This is a genomic window from Microbacterium phycohabitans, from assembly GCF_032464935.1.
Lineage (GTDB): Bacteria > Actinomycetota > Actinomycetes > Actinomycetales > Microbacteriaceae > Microbacterium > Microbacterium phycohabitans.
Genome location: NZ_JAWDIT010000001.1, coordinates 847,351 through 862,703, shown reverse-complemented (window position 1 = coordinate 862,703; position 15,353 = coordinate 847,351). Strand labels below are relative to the sequence as shown.

Sequence of the window (15,353 nt, the reverse complement as noted above, 5' to 3'; positions counted from 1 at the left end):
GCCCAGGCGCCTACCCTGGAATCATGACCGATGCCCCCCGTAGGCGGAGGCAGTCCCCGGCGGTCTACCGTCGACGTCGTCTCGCGGCGGGCCTTCTGGCGCTCGTCGTGATCGGCCTCGTCGTGTGGCTCGTCGCGGCTCCGCCGTGGCGCTCCGCCCCGACAGCCCTCGACACCCCCGCCCCCGCCGAGAGCACGCCCGCCGCCGCACCCTCGTCATCCGCGCCCGCGGCATCCCCGTCGAGCTCCCCGACGCCGACCGCCAGCGCGCCGTCGGGGCCCGTCGAGTGCACCGCGGCCGACATCACCGTCGAGGCGCTCTCCGACAAGGGGCAGTACGGCCAGGGTGAGAACCCGCAGCTCTCGATCCGCCTGACGAACACCTCGGCGAATCCGTGCACGATGAACGTCGGCACCAGCGCGCAATCGTTCACGGTGACCAGTGGCTCCGACGTGTGGTGGCGTTCGACCGACTGCCAGACCGAGCCGAGCGACATGGAGGTGACGCTCGCCGCCGGGCAGGTCGTCACCAGCTCCGCGCCGCTCACCTGGGACCGCACGCGCTCCTCGGTCGGCTCGTGCGAGAGCGAGCGTCCGTACGCTCCCGGCGGCGGGGCGACCTACCACCTGAGCGTGTCGATCGGCGGCATCCCGTCGGCCGGAACGGCGTCGTTCGTCTTGCAGTGACGTCGCGTCCGCGGCATCCGTTCCGGCCGGGTCGGCGTGCCGCGCCGATGCTCTGTCGCCGCATCCGTTCGGGGCGCGATTCCCCCTTCGGGGCGTGAGTCGCGCGCCCCGAACGGAGGAATGCGCCCCGAACACGCGAGGCCACACGGCGGAGGACACGCCGGAGGGGACGGATGCCGCAGCGCCCGCCCCCTCCGCTGCTCGTTCAGGAGCGCCGGTCGCCGAAGACCTCGCCCTCCATCGCGTCGTAGCCCTCCCTCTGCGGGTCGCCGTGGAGTCCGCCGGAGAGGGCGTACTCCTCCTCGGGCGAGAGCACGAGGCGGTGCCGGCCGTAGACGGCGAAGGCGATGAAGATGACCGCGTAGACGACGATGATCGCGACGATCGCCAGGAGGTACGCGGGGTTCAGCAGGAGGCCGAAGAACACGACGGCGGCGATGATCGCGGCCGAGTAGGCGCCGAACAGGCCCCAGGGGCTCCTGTACGGGCGGAGCGCGTTCGGGAACTTCCGTCGCAGCACGATGAACGACACCATCTGCAGGAAGTACGCCACCACCGCGCCCCACACGGCGATGTTCAGCACGATGGCGCCGGCGGGGCTGGCATCCCCACCCGCCGCCTGGACGACCACGAGCGCGAGGAAGCCGAGGACGGCACCGAACACGAGAGCGACCCACGGCGTCTTGCGCCCTCCCGTGAGCGACAGCCAGCGCGGGTAGTACCCGGCCCGCGAGAGCGAGTACATGTTGCGTCCGTAGGCGAACATGATGCCCATGAGCGATGCCAGCAGGCCGACGAGCGCGAGGAGCGACAGCAGCGCCGCGGCCTGATCGCCGACCATCGCACGGAAGCCGTCGAGCAGGGGCTCGAGAGAGCCGCCCGTCGCCTCGGCGCCCAGCACGCCGGTGTTGAGGAACAGCACGATGAGGCCGGTCACGATCAGCGTGCCGCGGGCCCACAGCCCCGCGCGGGGGATGTCGCGGGCGGGGTCGTGGGATTCCTCCGCCGCGAGGGGGAGCTCCTCGATGCCGAGGAAGAACCACATCGCGAAGGGGAGCGCCAGCAGGATCGAGCCGACGCCGAAGGGCAGGAACTCGGTGTTGCCGTCGGTGGGGGCGATGTTCCACAGCGAGCCCCAGTCGAACGCGCCCGACATCAGCGCCATCGCGCCGAAGACCACGATGATGCCGATCGAGATGATCGAGACGATGATCGCGAAGCCGAACGAGATATTCGCCCCCGCGGCGTTGAGAGCGATGAACAGCGCGTACAGGATGATCCACCAGACGAAGGCGGGCAGGCTCACCCCGGTCAGCAGTTCGAGCGCCGAGTCGGCGTACTGGCCCGAGAAGTACACGACGACGGCGGTGGTGGCGACGTACTCGATCGTCTCGGCCAGACCCGTGGCCAAGCCGCCCCACGGGCCCATCGCCGAGCGGGCGAACGAATAGGCCCCACCGGTGTGGGGCATCGCCGCCGCCATCTCGCCGATCGAGAACGTGAGGCCGTAGTACATGATCACGAGGATCACGAAGGCGATCAGCATGCCGCCGAAGCCGGCGAAGCCGATGCCGAAGTTCCAGCCCGAGAAGTCGCCGGAGATGACCGCGGCGACCGCGAGTCCCCACAGTCCCCACACGCCCGCCGAGCGTTTCAGGGTGCGTTTCTCGAAGTAGCTGGCGTCGGTTTCCGTATAGGTGGCTCCGGCGACCTTTTTGCGGGAACTGCTCGAGGTGGACATGTGACCTCCAGAGGGATGGGGGCAGGCTTCGGGCTCGCCTTTGCGGAAGATCATGGCCCTCTATTGGTCGACCTGTCTACCTTTGACGTGTAAGTTCCTCGTTACGTCCTCCGCATCGGAGGGCGCCGATGAGGCGAGAGGGACACGACACCATGGCGGGCAATCTCACCACTGCAGATCTGGATGCCGCGACCGAGGCGGGAGAGATCGACACCGTCGTCGTCGCCTTCCCCGACGCGCAGGGCCGGTTGGTCGGAAAGCGCGTGGCTGCGCGATTCTGGCGCGACGAGGTGCGGGGTCACGGCGCCGAGGCGTGCAACTACCTGCTCTCCGTCGACGTCGATCTCAACACCGTGGACGGCTACGCGATGTCGAGCTGGGACAAGGGCTACGGCGACATGCTGCTGGTGCCCGACCTCGACACCCTCCGCCGCATCCCGTGGCAGCCCGGGACGGCGCTCGTCTTCGCCGACCTCGCGTGGGAGGACCGCGAACGCGTCGTGCAGTCGCCGCGCGGCATCCTGAATGCGCAGCGCGAGCGCCTCGCCGAGCGTGGGCTCACCGCCTACGCGGGGACCGAGCTGGAGTTCATCGTGTTCGACGACTCCTTCCGCGACGCGTGGGCCAAGGGGTACACCGGGCTCACCCCCTCGACCGACTACAACGTCGACTACAACCTGCTCGCCACCACCCGCCTCGAACCGCTCCTGCGCGACATCCGCCTCGGCATGGACGGCGCGGGCATGTACTGCGAGGGCGTGAAGGGCGAGTGCAACTTCGGCCAGCAGGAGATCGCCTTCCGCTACGCCGAAGCCCTCGAGACCGCCGACAACCACACGCTCTACAAGAACGGCGCGAAGGAGATCGCCGACCGCCACGGCAAGTCGCTGACCTTCATGGCCAAGTTCAACGAGCGCGAGGGCAACAGCTGCCACATCCACCTCTCGGTGCGCGGCGACGGCGGCGAGGCCGTCATGGCGGGCGACGGGGAACACGGGTTCAGTCCACTCATGGAGCACTGGATCGCCGGCATCCTGGCCACCCTCCGCGAGTTCACGCTGCTGTACGCCCCCACGATCAACTCCTACAAGCGCTACGCGAAGGGCTCATTCGCGCCGACCGGCGTGGCGTGGGGCGTCGACAACCGCACGTGCGCCCTGCGCGTCGTCGGTCACGGCTCGTCACTGCGGGTCGAGAACCGCGTGCCCGGGGGAGACGTGAACCCCTACCTCGCGATCTCCGCGATCATCGCGGGCGGTCTGCACGGCATCGAGAACGAGCTCGCCCTCCCCGCGCCGCTCACGGGCAACGCCTACGCCGCGGGCGTGGACACCCTGCCGACGACCCTGCGCGAGGCGGCGCGGCTCTTCAGCGAGTCGACGATCGCCCGTGCCGCGTTCGGCGACGACGTCGTCGAGCATTACCTCAACCAGGCGCGCATCGAGGTCGAGGCCTACGACGCCGCCGTGACCGACTGGGAGCGGGTGCGTGGTTTCGAGCGGCTCTGACGTGAACCGGACTCCCGTCGTGGGGCTCACGACCTACCTCGAACGCGCGAAGCAGGGCGTGTGGGACGTGCGCGCGTCGTTCCTCCCGCAGCAGTACTTCGACGCCGTGACCGCCTCGGGGGCCTCGGCGGTGCTTCTGCCCCCGCAGCCCCGGCCGGAGCAGGCCGCCGATGCTGTGCTCGACGGCCTCGACGGACTCATCCTGACCGGCGGGCTCGACGTGCAGCCCGAGCTCTACGGCGCCGAGCGCCACCCGACGACCGACCCCGCCCGTGCCGACCGCGACGCGTGGGAGATCGCCCTTCTCGCGGGGGCGCGGGAGCGCGGCATCCCCGTCTTCGGCATCTGCCGCGGTCTGCAGCTCATCAACGTCGCGATGGGCGGGACGTTGCACCAGCACCTCCCCGAGGCCCTCGGCACCGAGAGGTATCGCGTGGGCGGCGGCGTGTTCGCCGACAACGTCGTCGAGGTGGATGCCGGCACCCGGCTCGCCGGCCTCGTCGGTGCCGGAGACCTCACCGTCCACAGCTACCACCACCAGGGCGTCGACCGCGTCGCCGAGGGACTGCGCGTGACCGCCCGGACCGACGACGGGCTCGTGCAGGCCGTCGAGCTGCCGGGTGACGACTACCTCGTCGCCGTGCAGTGGCATCCGGAGGAGAACGCCGAGGACCGGCGCCTGTTCCTCGGCCTCGTCGCCGCCGCCGCGCGATACCGGGCCGAACGTTCCGATCACCACCAGGAAGTGTCCGCATGAGCACCTTCACCGTCATCGATCCCGCGACCGGGACCGAGATCACCACCCTCGAGCGCGCCGACATCGCCGAGGTGGATGCCGCCGTCGCCGACGCCGTGCGCGCGCAGCGCGCGTGGGCGGCCCTGGCCCCCGTCGCCCGCGCGGACACGCTGCGGGCGTTCGCCCGCGTCGTCGAGGCGCACGTCGAGGAGCTGGCGGCGCTGGAGGTGCGCAACTCGGGGCACCCGATCGGCTCGGCCCGCTGGGAGGCGCAGCACGTCGCCCAGGTGCTCAACTATTACGCGGGGGCGCCGGAACGCCTGATCGGATCGCAGATCCCGGTGGCCGGCGGGCTCGACGTGACCTACCACGAGCCGTACGGCGTCGTCGGGATCATCGTGCCGTGGAACTTCCCCATGACGATCGCCGCCTGGGGCTTCGCCCCGGCGCTCGCCGCGGGCAACGCCGTCGTGTTCAAGCCCGCCGAGCTCACTCCCCTCACGGCCGTGCGGCTGGGGGAGCTTGCCCTCGAGGCGGGGCTCCCCGAGGGCCTCTTCCGGGTGGTCGTCGGGTCGGGCTCGGTCGTGGGGCAGCGCTTCGTGTCGCATCCCGACGTGCACAAGGTCGTCTTCACCGGCTCGACCGAGGTGGGCACGGAGGTCGCCGCCGGCTGCGCGCGGCTGCTCAAGCCCGTGACGCTCGAGCTCGGCGGCAAGAGCGCCAACATCGTCTTCGCGGATGCCGATCTCGACAAGGCCGCGGCGGGGGTTCCCGGCTCGGTCTTCGACAACGCCGGCCAGGACTGCTGCGCGCGCAGCCGCCTCCTCGTCGAGCGGAGCGTCTACGACCGGTTCCTCGAGCTGCTCGAGCCCGCGGTCGCCGCGTGGAAGGTCGGCGACCCGCGCGACGACGACACGCAGATGGGGCCGCTGATCTCGGCATCCCACCGCTCCACCGTCGAGGGCTTCCTCGACGGCGCCGACATCGCCTTCCGCGGCTCGGCGCCCACGGGCGACGGCTTCTGGTTCGCGCCCGCCGTCGTGCTCGCGCAGCCGGGCGACCGCATCGCGCGGGAGGAGGTGTTCGGTCCCGTGCTCGCCGTGATGCCGTTCGACGACGAGGCGGATGCCATCCGCCTCGCCAACGACACCGCCTACGGCCTCGCGGGCTCGATCTGGACCGAGAACCTCGGTCGCGGCATCCGGGTCTCGCGGGGGGTGCGCAGCGGCGTGCTCTCGGTGAACTCGCACTCGTCGGTGCGCTACTCCACCCCGTTCGGCGGCATGAAGGCCTCGGGTCTCGGCCGCGAACTGGGCCCGGATGCCGCCGAGCACTTCACCGAGACGAAGAACGTCTTCTACGCCACCGAGTGACGCCGCAGTTCCTCCCTCCCGCCCGCCCCACCCCGCCCGCCTGCCCCCCTCGTCCCACTTATGACGGTCCTCGTCCCACTCATGGCCGGTCTGGAGGCCCCACACCAGCCATGAGTGGGACGAGGTCCAGCGCGAAAGGAACCACCGCACCATGACCATCGACCTCACCCAGCGTCTGCGCGACCGCGTCGCGATCGTCACCGGCGGTGCGAGCGGCATCGGGCTCGCCACCGCCCACCGCTTCGCCGCCGAGGGCGCGCGCGTCGTGATCGCCGACCTCGACGAGACCACCGGGACCGCCGCCGCCGAGGCGGTGGGCGGGGTGTTCCGGCAGGTGAACGTCGCCGACGAGGCCTCCGTGGACGCCCTCTTCGACGGCGTCGCCGCCGACCTCGGCAGTGTCGACATCGCGTTCAACAACGCGGGGATCTCGCCCGCCGACGACGACTCGATCGAGACGACCGAGCTGCCCGCCTGGGACCGGGTGCAAGACGTCAACCTCAAGAGCGTCTACCTCTGCTCGCGCGCGGCGCTGCGGCACATGGTGCCCGCGGGGCGCGGGTCGATCATCAACACGGCGTCGTTCGTCGCGCTGCTCGGGTCGGCGACCTCGCAGATCTCGTACACCGCGTCGAAGGGCGGCGTGCTCGCGATGACGCGCGAGCTGGGCGTGCAGTTCGCGCGGCAGGGGATCCGCGTCAACGCCCTGTGCCCCGGACCGGTGAACACGCCGCTGCTGCAGGAGCTGTTCGCGAAAGACCCCGAGCGGGCGCAGCGACGTCTCGTGCACGTGCCGATGGGCCGCTTCGCGGAACCGGAGGAGATGGCCGCGGCCGTGGCCTTCCTGGCATCCGACGATGCGTCCTTCATCACCGCGACGGCGTTCGTCGTCGACGGCGGGATCACCAACGCCTACGTCACGCCGCTCTGATCCGGACATGACAGGCTGAGACGGTGAGCGAGGCGCCCCTGGACGACCTGCGGCGGGCGGTCTACCGTCCCGTGCGCAGCGGCAACGCGCTCGAAGACACCACGGCGCGCATCGTGCAGACCGTGCGCCTCGGCCTCGTCGCCCCGGGAGAATCGCTGCCCGCCGAACGCGAGCTCGCGGCGCTCTACGGCGTGAGTCGCGACACCGTGCGCGAGGCGATCCGCGAGCTCGCCGACGCCGGGTGGCTCGAGACGCGGCGCGGGCGCTACGGGGGGACGTTCGTCGTCGACCCGGTGCCGCGGCCGTCGGAGCCGGCCGTGGTGTCGCCCGCCGAGCTCAGCGACGTCATCGCCCTGCGGGGCGTGCTCGAGACCGGTGCTGCATGGGCCGCGGCCGGGCGCTCGCTGTCCGCAGACGAGCGCGACGTGCTGTGGGCGCGCCACGAGGCGGCGGCCGTCGCCGGGGGAGAGGACTACCGCCGACTCGACACCCTGCTGCACCTGACGATCGCCGAGCTCGCCGGCATCCCCTCTCTCGTTCCCCTCGTCGCCGACAACCGGGCGAAGGTCAACGCGTGGCTCGACACGTTCCCCCTCCTGCCACGCAACATCGACCACTCCACCTGGCAGCACGCCGCGATCGTGTCGGCGATCCTCGCCGGCCGACCGGATGCCGCCCACGCGGCGATGCGCGATCACCTCGCTGGTTCGGAGGCGCTGTTGCGGGGGTTCCTGGCGTAGGTGCGGCCCGTGCGGCGGTGATCGCGCGGCGTTTCGGGGCGCGTTGCTCGCCGTGGGGTGGATGCGGGACGGGTCGCGCGGCGTTCTGGGGCGCGGTTGCCGGCGTGGGGCCTGCGGCGGGGTGGTCGGGTGGCGTGTGGGGCGCGGTGCCGCCGTGGGGTGTGCGGCGGGGTAGTCGCGCGGCGTTCTGGGGCGCGGTTGTCGCCGTGGGGCCTGCGGCGGGGTGGTCGGGTGGCGTTTCGGGGCGCGTTTCTTGCTTCGGGGCGCGAGGATCACGCCCCGAAGCAAGGACTGCGCCCCGAACCGAGAGGGCGGACGCAAACGCGGCATCGGGCGGGCACCGGGCCGGATGGGCGGGGGAGGGACGCCGCGGATAGGCTCGGGGGATGGCCGCGAGCAAGAAGCGCAAGGGGAAGAAGGTCGACATGGACTTCAAGAACACCGCGCTGACCGACGCCCTGCAGACGCAGGACATGGCGGCGATCGCCTTCGCGCTCCGGCACGGACCGACGGTCGTGCCGCTCATGACGCCGGGAGACGCCGACAACCCGCTCAGCGTGGGCGAGGTGTGGACGTACCGCGACCCGAACACGGGCCAGGTGGCCCTGCTGCTGTTCAGCGATGCGGCGCACAAGCCCGAGACGCTCCCGCCGCACGTGGCTCTGCAGTCGCCGCAGTGGCTGCGGTCGTTCCTGGGAGCGCACCAGGATGCCATCACGACGGTGTTCATCGACATCGCGGGACCGCACCCGATCCAGGCTTCGCCCGCCGACCTGATCGCCGCGCTCGACGCCTGAGGGGCGGCGGGCTCCCGTGCCGACCTGGCGGCGTTCCGCCCGGCGCGCGCACAACGGCGGGTCGGGGTGACGACACACCGATGGCGGATCGTCGGCCGCGGCGTGTCGCCGCCTCGGTTAGCCGTTGTGCACCCGCGCTGCCGTGCCCGGGAGCGAGGAGCAGCGATCGGATGCCGACAGATCCGGCGGGGGTGAGAAACCCGAGTCGCGTGGGTGAAAGACCCGTGCGAGACTCGGGGGCATGGAGTACCTGATCGCCGGTGCCGTGTGCGCCGCCGGACTTGTCATCCCCGCGGTCCTCGGGATGACTTCGCCGCACCGTCGTCGTCGGTCCGCTCCTCCCGGTCGCTGAGCCGTTCGCCCGGATAAGGCGAGCTGGCCGGTCTCGGGAGATGTCGGGACGTCGGGGGCGTCGCCCTCGATGCGCGATCGCTCAGAAGCCGGGTTCGACCTCGTCGCGCGGCATGCCTCGCACCTGCAGCTCGTTCAACGCCTGCGCCAGCTTGCGTGAGGAGGCGTCGAGGACGGTGTGATAGCCGAGCCGCTTCGCCTCGGACGCGCGCTGGGCGGCCTGCGTGACGTTGCGGATCTCGCCGGTGAGCGTGAGCTCGCCGATCGCGGCGAGGCGCTTCGACACCTTGCGGTTCTTCACGGCGTTGGCGACCGCGATCGCGATGGCGAGGTCGGCCGCCGGCTCGACCAGGCGCACCCCGCCGACGGTGGAGACGTACACGTCGCGGTCGGAGAGGGTGAGGCCCATGCGGCTCTCGAGCACCGCGAGCACCATCGCGACGCGGGACGAGTCGACGCCGTTGACGATGCGTCGGGGGTTGGGCGCCGTCTGCCGGACCGCGAGGGCCTGGATCTCGACGGGGAGAGCGCGGCGACCCTCCATCGCGATGGTGACGCACGTGCCGGGCTCGGGCTCGCCGTGGCCGAGGAACAGCGCGCTGGGATCGGCGACCTCGGCGATGCCGGTGCCGGTCATGTCGAAGCAGCCGACCTCGTCGGTGGGGCCGAAGCGGTTCTTGAGCGCCCGGACGAAACGCAGCGAGGTCTGACGGTCGCCCTCGAAGTGACAGACGACGTCGACGAGGTGCTCGAGGATGCGGGGGCCGGCGATCGAGCCGTCTTTGGTGACGTGGCCGACGATGATCACCGGCAGCCCCCGTTCCTTGGCGACGCGGATGAGAGCGGATGCCACTTCGCGCACCTGCGCCGGCTGACCGGCCGCTCCGTCGCTATGCGCCGACGACACCGTCTGCACCGAGTCGACGATGAGAAGCCCCGGCTCGACCTGGTCGATGTGTCCGAGGATCGTGGCGAGATCGGTCTCGGCCGCGAGGAAGAGCTCGTCGTGCAGCGCCCCCGTGCGCTCGGCCCGCAGGCGCACCTGCGCGGCGGACTCCTCGCCGCTGGCGTAGAGCACGCGGCGTCCGGCGCGGGCGCTCTGCGCCGCGACCTCGAGCAGCAGGGTCGACTTGCCGACGCCGGGCTCACCGCTCAACAGGATGGCGGCGCCCGGAACGATGCCTCCGCCGAGCACGCGGTCGAACTCGCCGACGCCGCTCGTGCGCCGCGGGGCGTCTTGCGTGTCGATCTCGGTGATGCGTCGCGCGGCACGGGCCGCCCCCGGGGCGACCGGCGTGATGGATCGGACGATGCCCGTCTGCTCGGCAGCCTCGACCACCGTGCCCCACGACTGGCACTCGCCGCAGCGGCCGACCCACTTGAGCGTCGTCCACCCGCACTCGGTGCACCGGTAGGGAGCGGGGGCGGTTGCGGGACGACGGGATGCCATGGAGTCAGGCTACGCGGGGCCTCCGACATCGCTCGCGCCGGGGCGCCGGCATCCGAGCTGTGGGGCGGGGTGAGCTTGCCGATAAACGCTCGCCGCGCTGAGGAACGCGGTGCGAGAGCGTTTGTCGACACAGCGAGCGTTTATCGATGATGTGGGCGTGGGCGTGGCGGAGGGCCGCCGGGCGCTCGCATCCCCGGATTCCGCAGACGACGTGTGGCCGACCGCGCGACGCGCGACGGCGTCGAGGCGGCGCCTCAGCCGCGCAGCGAGTCGGCCACCGTCGTGAGGGCGTCGGCCGAGCGCCGCAGCAGCGTCACCTCGCGCTCGGAGAACGGCGTGGCGGCGATCGGAACGGCGCCGCTCGCCGACACGATCGAGGGCACCGACAGCGCCATGCCGTCGACGCCGTGGAAGTCCGACAGCACGGTGCTGACGGGGAGGATCGCGTGCTCGTCGCGCAGGATCGCCTCCACGATGCGGGCGCTCGAGAGGCCGATGGCGTAGTTGGTGGCGCCCTTGCCCTTGATCACCTTGTACGCGGCGTCGCGGACGTCGACGGCGATGGCATCCAATTCGTCCTGGTCGAAGCAGGAGCCGTCGGGCAGCTCGAACTCCGTGATGGGGACGGAGCCGATCGTGGCGGTCGACCACAGCGGGAACTCGGTGTCGCCGTGCTCGCCGACGATCCACGCGTGGACGCTCGAGGTGGCGACGCCGGCGCGCTGGGCGATCTTCCACCGCAGGCGCGACGTGTCGAGCACCGTGCCGGAGGCGAAGATGCGCCGCGTCGGCAGGCCGGTGGCCTCCTGCGCGAGGACGGTGAGGACGTCGCACGGGTTGGTGACGATGACGTAGATCGCGTTCGGGGCGACCTCGAGCAGCTGCGGCATCATGTCGCGGATGATGCGCGCGTTGGTGGCGGCGAGCTCGGTGCGGGTCTGACCGGGGTTCTGCTTGGCCCCCGCCGTGATCACGACGACGTGCGAGCCCTCGGCGACCGACACGTCGCTACCGCCCGTGATGTCGCTCGAGCCGGTGAACTGCGTGCCGTGGGCGAGGTCGAGCACCTCGGCCTCGACCTTCTCTGCGGCGATGTCGTACAACGCGACGTGGCGGGCCGATCCGCGGATCAGCGCCGCGTACGCGACGCTCGCCCCCACGCTCCCCGCGCCCACGACCGTCAGCTTGGAGTTCTCGATCACGCTCATGGCTCGATCCTGGCAGCGCGCGCGAACCGGCTCCAGGGGGGTGCTTCGACGGTGGACGAATGGATGCCGGATGCCGACCACGGCGCCGATTCGCGGCATCCGCCCTCGTGTCGTAAGCTTGTCGGCGGTGACGTGTCCGAGCGGCCGAAGGTGCAACACTCGAAATGTTGTGTAGGTTCACCCCTACCGTGGGTTCAAATCCCACCGTCACCGCCATTTCCACCAGATCAGCCCCGCATTCGTGCGGGGCTGATCTGCGTTCGGCGTGGAGTCGGTCCCCCACGCGTCCGCAGACCTTGGCCCCGAAGAGGCATCAGCGTCCGGCGTAGTAGTGGCGGCGCACCTCGTCGGCGGTGAGCGCCCGGGTGTAGATCGCGGCGAACTGGATCTGACCGATGAAGTAGGACGGGCCCGAATAGTCGGAGATCCCGTTCGAGGTGCCGTTGGCCCACAGGGCGAGGTTTCCGCAGCCGATCTTCCAGAACCCGGTGTAGTTCTGGGCCGACGTCGTGGTCGGGTTCGTTGCGACGAGGGTCCCGTCCACGTACAGAGCCATGCCGGCGGTGGACAGCGACGCGACCACCGCGTGCCAGGCGCCGTCGGCATACGAGCGTCCGGCGGGGGTCGCGATCGTGCGGACCTGGTCCGGGTAGACGCCGAACACCACTCTCCCCGTGCTGTCGAGATAGATGTGGCGGTCCCACTGCGAATCCGCCGCGGACTGCGAGGCGCTGCCGAATCCGATGATCTTGCCGTTCGAGGTCGAGGAGGTGCGGAACCAGGCTTCGAGGCTGAACGTGGTGGGGTTGGTCACCGACCCGGGAACGAACAGGCACTGCGAACGACCGTCGAAGACGACGGACGTGGCGGGGAGATCGCGGCGGCATCCGATGCTCGTCGACGGTGCCGGGGCGACGGCGTACGTGGCGCGTCGCGAGCCGATACCGGAGAGGTCGTTCTCTGACTTGCTCGGCGTATTGGTCGGGCTCAGGGCGTAGGCGCCCTTCGTCCCCAGGGTGCCCACGGCGAGTTCCGCGTCGCGGCACGTGAAGAACGGATTCGTCCCCGCGGTGTCGCTCGTGCTGCTCACGCGCGCGGCGAATGCGGCACCTGTCGAGGACAGTCCGGTGAGCAGGGCGACGGCCGTCACCGTGACGACGATCAGCGGCACGACGACCCGACCGCCCCGGGTGTCGGGGCGGACCCGCAGTCCGCCCGGGGCGGCGACGGGAACGGGGTCCCGCACGAGCAGGGCCGCCACGAGGGGGAGCAGACAGAGGGCGATCACGACGAGGCGCATCGGGAGATCGAGGTCGGGGTGCGGGGTGAGAACGAAGGCCCCGTTCGACGCGCGGTCCGTCGTCGGGACGGTGGCGTCCTGGCCGCTGAGGATCCGCGTTCCTCCCGCCACGAGCGGGAACAGCCCCGTGTTCACGACGTGGAGGAGGGCGCCCGACCCGCCGTCGGTCGCTCGGAAGTCGAGCAGCACCATGTCGAACCATGGGCGCATCCACAACCCCACCAGTGTCACCGTCAGCGACCATCCGGTGAAGCGTGCGCTCCAGGCCCACCCGGGGCGCCGGTCGCCCACCCACGCCACCACTTCGGTCAGCACGGCGCCGAGGAGCAGCCACGGCGCCGCCTGCAGGAGGAAGCCGGCGCCGGGCAGGATCGCCACGACCCGCCCGACCACCTCGTCGAGGGCGACGGGCGCTGCGTCGGGGGCGCCGTTCAGATCGCCGCGGGTGACGAATGCTCCCTCACGTTCGTCGACGATGCGGTGCGTCACGGTGCGATCCCCCGTCGTGAAGGTGACGACGTCGTCGATCGCGTAGGACCGTTGGGGGTGGGTGACGACAAGGGAACCGACGGGCGCGGTCTGGCCCATGCTGGGGGTCTGGACGGCGAAGAGACGGATGCCGGTGACGGCGAACGCCACGGCGACCGCGATCGAGATCAGCACGAGCGCGGCGGCGAGGGCGAAGGCCGGGCCCGCGGTGCGTCGAACGGCGGCCGCCGTGGCGTCAGTCGTCACGGGCGGGTGCTCAGCTGCTGAAGTCCCACGTCAGGGGCTGCGAGACCTGGAGTCCCGCGTAGGTGTTGCCCGCGGTCGACGGGACGGTCACCGCGAAGGTGAAGGGGACGGTCGTGCCGGAAGGGATCGACGTCAGGCCCAGCGCGGTCAGGAGGTTCACGGCGGAGCTGAATCCCTGCAGCGTGCCCGAGTACACCGTCGTGGATCCCGAGGTCACGACCAGCGTCATGGTGGAGCAGAGATTGGTCGCGCTGCCGTTGGGGGTTCCGTTCGCGGACTGCGAGCAGGTGCCGGGCGTGAGGGTGAACGCCGAGGCGTCGGCGGTGCCGGTGTTCTTGATCTTGACGTCGGTCGACACCGTCTGGCCGGGCACCATGGTGAGCGTGCCGCCGTACTTGTTGATGGTCGCGCAGGTGGCGGTGTTGGTCGACACGGACCCTCCGTCGGTGCTGGTGCAGACGACGGACCCATCGGCATTGGTCTCCTGCATGATGAGGGTTCCGGTGCCGGCGGTGTCGACGGTGTTCTTGATCTGCGCCGTGAACGCGGAGATCGTGGGCGAGAGTCCGAGGGCGAGGATGAGGGATGCCACGCCGCCGGCGAGCAGGACGGGCAAGGAGAGGCGGCGTCGGCGGGACGGCGCGGGCTGAGGTGTGGGCACGACTGTTCCTGTCGGGTGGGTGGGGAGGTGAGGACACCCCTCCCTATCGCGCCCGGTGCATGTGCGAACGGGGCGCCGACGTCGTCGAAGGCGGGTGTAGCTCGCCGATCGGCCCGTCGGCGGGGACTGTGAAGAAGTGACCTCGGAGCTGTTCACCCCCGACGTCACCCGATGCCCGCGTGAGTCCGCCTGGACAGAGATGAGCCCCCTCGTGCCCGGTGATCCCGCCCCGGCGGGACCTTCGACCCCCGCCGCGGCCCGCGCTGCGCCTACCGTGCGGAGGGAGCGGAGGATGCCATGGAGAAGATCGTCGTCGGGGTGGACGGCAGCGCGGCGTCGAGTTCTGCGCTCGCGTGGGTCGTCGATCGATGCGGCACGCGGACGGCGGAGGTCGAGGTCGTCCACGTCGGCCCCGTCGCGGGGCGCACGGCATCGCCGAACGACCCGCTCGCGGACGCCGAGCGCGCCATGCGCGCCGCGGCGCCCGATCAGGCGGCGACGTTCCGCCGGGTCTCGGGGGCGGTCGCAGAGACTCTCGCGGAGGCGTCCGCGGGCGCGGATCTGCTCGTGATCGGCGTCGATCCGGAGCATCCCGTTCGAGCAGCCCTGGGCGGGTGGCTTCCCGTCCGGATCATCGCGCATGCCCGGTCGCCGCTGTGCATCGTCCCCTCCGGTTGGGAGCGACGGCAGGGGAGCGTCACCGTCGGGCTCGAGGACGACCTGTCGTCGTCGGAGGCCCTGACCTTCGCGGCGCAGGAGGCCGAGCGTTCCTCGGGTCGACTGCGCATCGTCCACGCCTGGCATCTCCCCGAGCCCTCGCGCGACGGATCCGCGGCTCTGCTGGTGCTTCCGCAACGGATCCTGGAAGAGCATCGAGAACTGCTCGAAGCCTCGGTCCGCTCCGTCACCCGGCGTTTCCCCCGCGTGCACATCGAGGCGGACCTCGTGCGCGCGGAGCCGGCGGCGGCCCTCCTGCATCATGCCCCGGGGGCGGCGATGCTCGTGATCGGCACCCACCGCGGTGGGCCGCTGACGGGCGCCTACGTCGGCTCGGTCGGCCGCGGCCTGCTCTGGCGGGCGCGGTGTCCGCTCGTCGTCGTCCCGTCCGCGAGTTTCCCGGCGAAGGGCGCGTGAAG

General features: G+C 71.2%; 13 protein-coding genes and 1 tRNA gene. 9 read left to right on the top strand and 5 right to left on the bottom strand.

What is annotated here, in order from left to right; all coding sequences use genetic code 11:
* The first annotated feature begins 23 nt into the window (after positions 1-23).
* Positions 24-686, top strand: a complete 663-nt coding sequence (locus RWH44_RS04060; protein WP_298870803.1) for a hypothetical protein — start codon at positions 24-26, stop codon at positions 684-686.
* A 205-nt stretch (positions 687-891) separates the two neighbouring features.
* On the opposite strand, the gene RWH44_RS04055 is transcribed toward RWH44_RS04060, so the two are convergent.
* Positions 892-2,427 carry an amino acid permease gene (locus tag RWH44_RS04055; protein WP_316003551.1) on the bottom strand — a complete coding sequence of 512 codons (1,536 nt, stop codon included), beginning with the start codon at positions 2,425-2,427 and terminating at the stop codon, positions 892-894.
* Between the two features lie 152 nt (positions 2,428-2,579).
* Between RWH44_RS04055 and RWH44_RS04050 the strand changes: the two genes are divergently transcribed.
* The 6 genes from RWH44_RS04050 to RWH44_RS04025 all read left to right on the top strand — a co-directional run bounded on the left by RWH44_RS04050 (position 2,580) and on the right by RWH44_RS04025 (position 8,512).
* Positions 2,580-3,935, top strand: coding sequence for a glutamine synthetase family protein (locus RWH44_RS04050; protein ID WP_316003628.1), 1,356 nt, complete (start codon positions 2,580-2,582; stop codon positions 3,933-3,935).
* 1 nt (position 3,936) lies between these two features.
* Complete coding sequence (locus RWH44_RS04045) at positions 3,937-4,692, top strand: gamma-glutamyl-gamma-aminobutyrate hydrolase family protein (protein ID WP_298870811.1); 756 nt, start codon at positions 3,937-3,939, stop codon at positions 4,690-4,692.
* Entirely contained in the window at positions 4,689-6,044 is a 1,356-nt protein-coding gene (locus RWH44_RS04040; RefSeq protein ID WP_316003550.1) for an aldehyde dehydrogenase family protein, read from the top strand. The genes RWH44_RS04045 and RWH44_RS04040 overlap by 4 nt, the downstream gene beginning before the upstream one ends.
* A 151-nt stretch (positions 6,045-6,195) precedes the next feature.
* Positions 6,196-6,975, top strand: coding sequence for a 3-oxoacyl-ACP reductase (locus RWH44_RS04035; protein ID WP_298870813.1), 780 nt, complete (start codon positions 6,196-6,198; stop codon positions 6,973-6,975).
* Between the two features lie 23 nt (positions 6,976-6,998).
* The gene (locus RWH44_RS04030) at positions 6,999-7,715 is read left to right on the top strand and encodes a FadR/GntR family transcriptional regulator (RefSeq protein ID WP_316003549.1); all 717 of its coding nucleotides are present in this window, start codon (positions 6,999-7,001) and stop codon (positions 7,713-7,715) included.
* A 386-nt stretch (positions 7,716-8,101) separates the two neighbouring features.
* Positions 8,102-8,512 (top strand): dehydrogenase, encoded by a 411-nt coding sequence (locus tag RWH44_RS04025; protein ID WP_298870815.1) that lies wholly within the window; start codon positions 8,102-8,104, stop codon positions 8,510-8,512.
* Between the two features lie 433 nt (positions 8,513-8,945).
* Here the strand turns inward: RWH44_RS04025 and radA are convergent, their stop codons facing one another.
* On the bottom strand, positions 8,946-10,313 hold the full coding sequence (radA, locus tag RWH44_RS04020) for a DNA repair protein RadA (protein ID WP_298870817.1): 1,368 nt from the start codon (positions 10,311-10,313) through the stop codon (positions 8,946-8,948).
* 254 nt (positions 10,314-10,567) lie between these two features.
* Complete coding sequence (locus tag RWH44_RS04015) at positions 10,568-11,521, bottom strand: L-lactate dehydrogenase (protein ID WP_316003548.1); 954 nt, start codon at positions 11,519-11,521, stop codon at positions 10,568-10,570.
* A gap of 126 nt (positions 11,522-11,647) precedes the next feature.
* Between RWH44_RS04015 and RWH44_RS04010 the strand changes: the two genes are divergently transcribed.
* Positions 11,648-11,737: transfer RNA gene (locus RWH44_RS04010), tRNA-Ser, on the top strand.
* A 97-nt stretch (positions 11,738-11,834) separates the two neighbouring features.
* On the opposite strand, the gene RWH44_RS04005 is transcribed toward RWH44_RS04010, so the two are convergent.
* On the bottom strand, positions 11,835-13,556 hold the full coding sequence (locus RWH44_RS04005; RefSeq protein WP_316003547.1) for a LamG-like jellyroll fold domain-containing protein: 1,722 nt from the start codon (positions 13,554-13,556) through the stop codon (positions 11,835-11,837).
* A 10-nt stretch (positions 13,557-13,566) separates the two neighbouring features.
* On the bottom strand, positions 13,567-14,217 hold the full coding sequence (locus RWH44_RS04000) for a COG1361 family protein (protein WP_298870825.1): 651 nt from the start codon (positions 14,215-14,217) through the stop codon (positions 13,567-13,569).
* Between the two features lie 297 nt (positions 14,218-14,514).
* Here RWH44_RS04000 and RWH44_RS03995 point away from each other — a divergent pair, with 297 nt between their 5' ends.
* Positions 14,515-15,351: a universal stress protein gene (locus tag RWH44_RS03995; RefSeq protein ID WP_316003546.1), complete on the top strand. Its 837-nt coding sequence runs from the start codon at positions 14,515-14,517 to the stop codon at positions 15,349-15,351.
* Positions 15,352-15,353: the final 2 nt, after the last annotated feature.

Bases quoted from the DNA above. Each gene is read 5' to 3' on its own strand.
- RWH44_RS04055 (WP_316003551.1), bottom strand. From the start codon at position 2,427: ATGTCCACCTCGAGCAGTTCCCGCAAAAAGGTCGCCGGAGCCACCTAT.
- radA (WP_298870817.1), bottom strand. From the start codon at position 10,313: ATGGCATCCCGTCGTCCCGCAACCGCCCCCGCTCCCTACCGGTGCACC.
- RWH44_RS04035 (WP_298870813.1), top strand. From the start codon at position 6,196: ATGACCATCGACCTCACCCAGCGTCTGCGCGACCGCGTCGCGATCGTC.
- RWH44_RS04040 (WP_316003550.1), top strand. From the start codon at position 4,689: ATGAGCACCTTCACCGTCATCGATCCCGCGACCGGGACCGAGATCACC.
- RWH44_RS04025 (WP_298870815.1), top strand. From the start codon at position 8,102: ATGGCCGCGAGCAAGAAGCGCAAGGGGAAGAAGGTCGACATGGACTTC.
- RWH44_RS04060 (WP_298870803.1), top strand. From the start codon at position 24: ATGACCGATGCCCCCCGTAGGCGGAGGCAGTCCCCGGCGGTCTACCGT.
- RWH44_RS04050 (WP_316003628.1), top strand. From the start codon at position 2,580: ATGGCGGGCAATCTCACCACTGCAGATCTGGATGCCGCGACCGAGGCG.
- RWH44_RS04015 (WP_316003548.1), bottom strand. From the start codon at position 11,521: ATGAGCGTGATCGAGAACTCCAAGCTGACGGTCGTGGGCGCGGGGAGC.
- RWH44_RS03995 (WP_316003546.1), top strand. From the start codon at position 14,515: ATGGAGAAGATCGTCGTCGGGGTGGACGGCAGCGCGGCGTCGAGTTCT.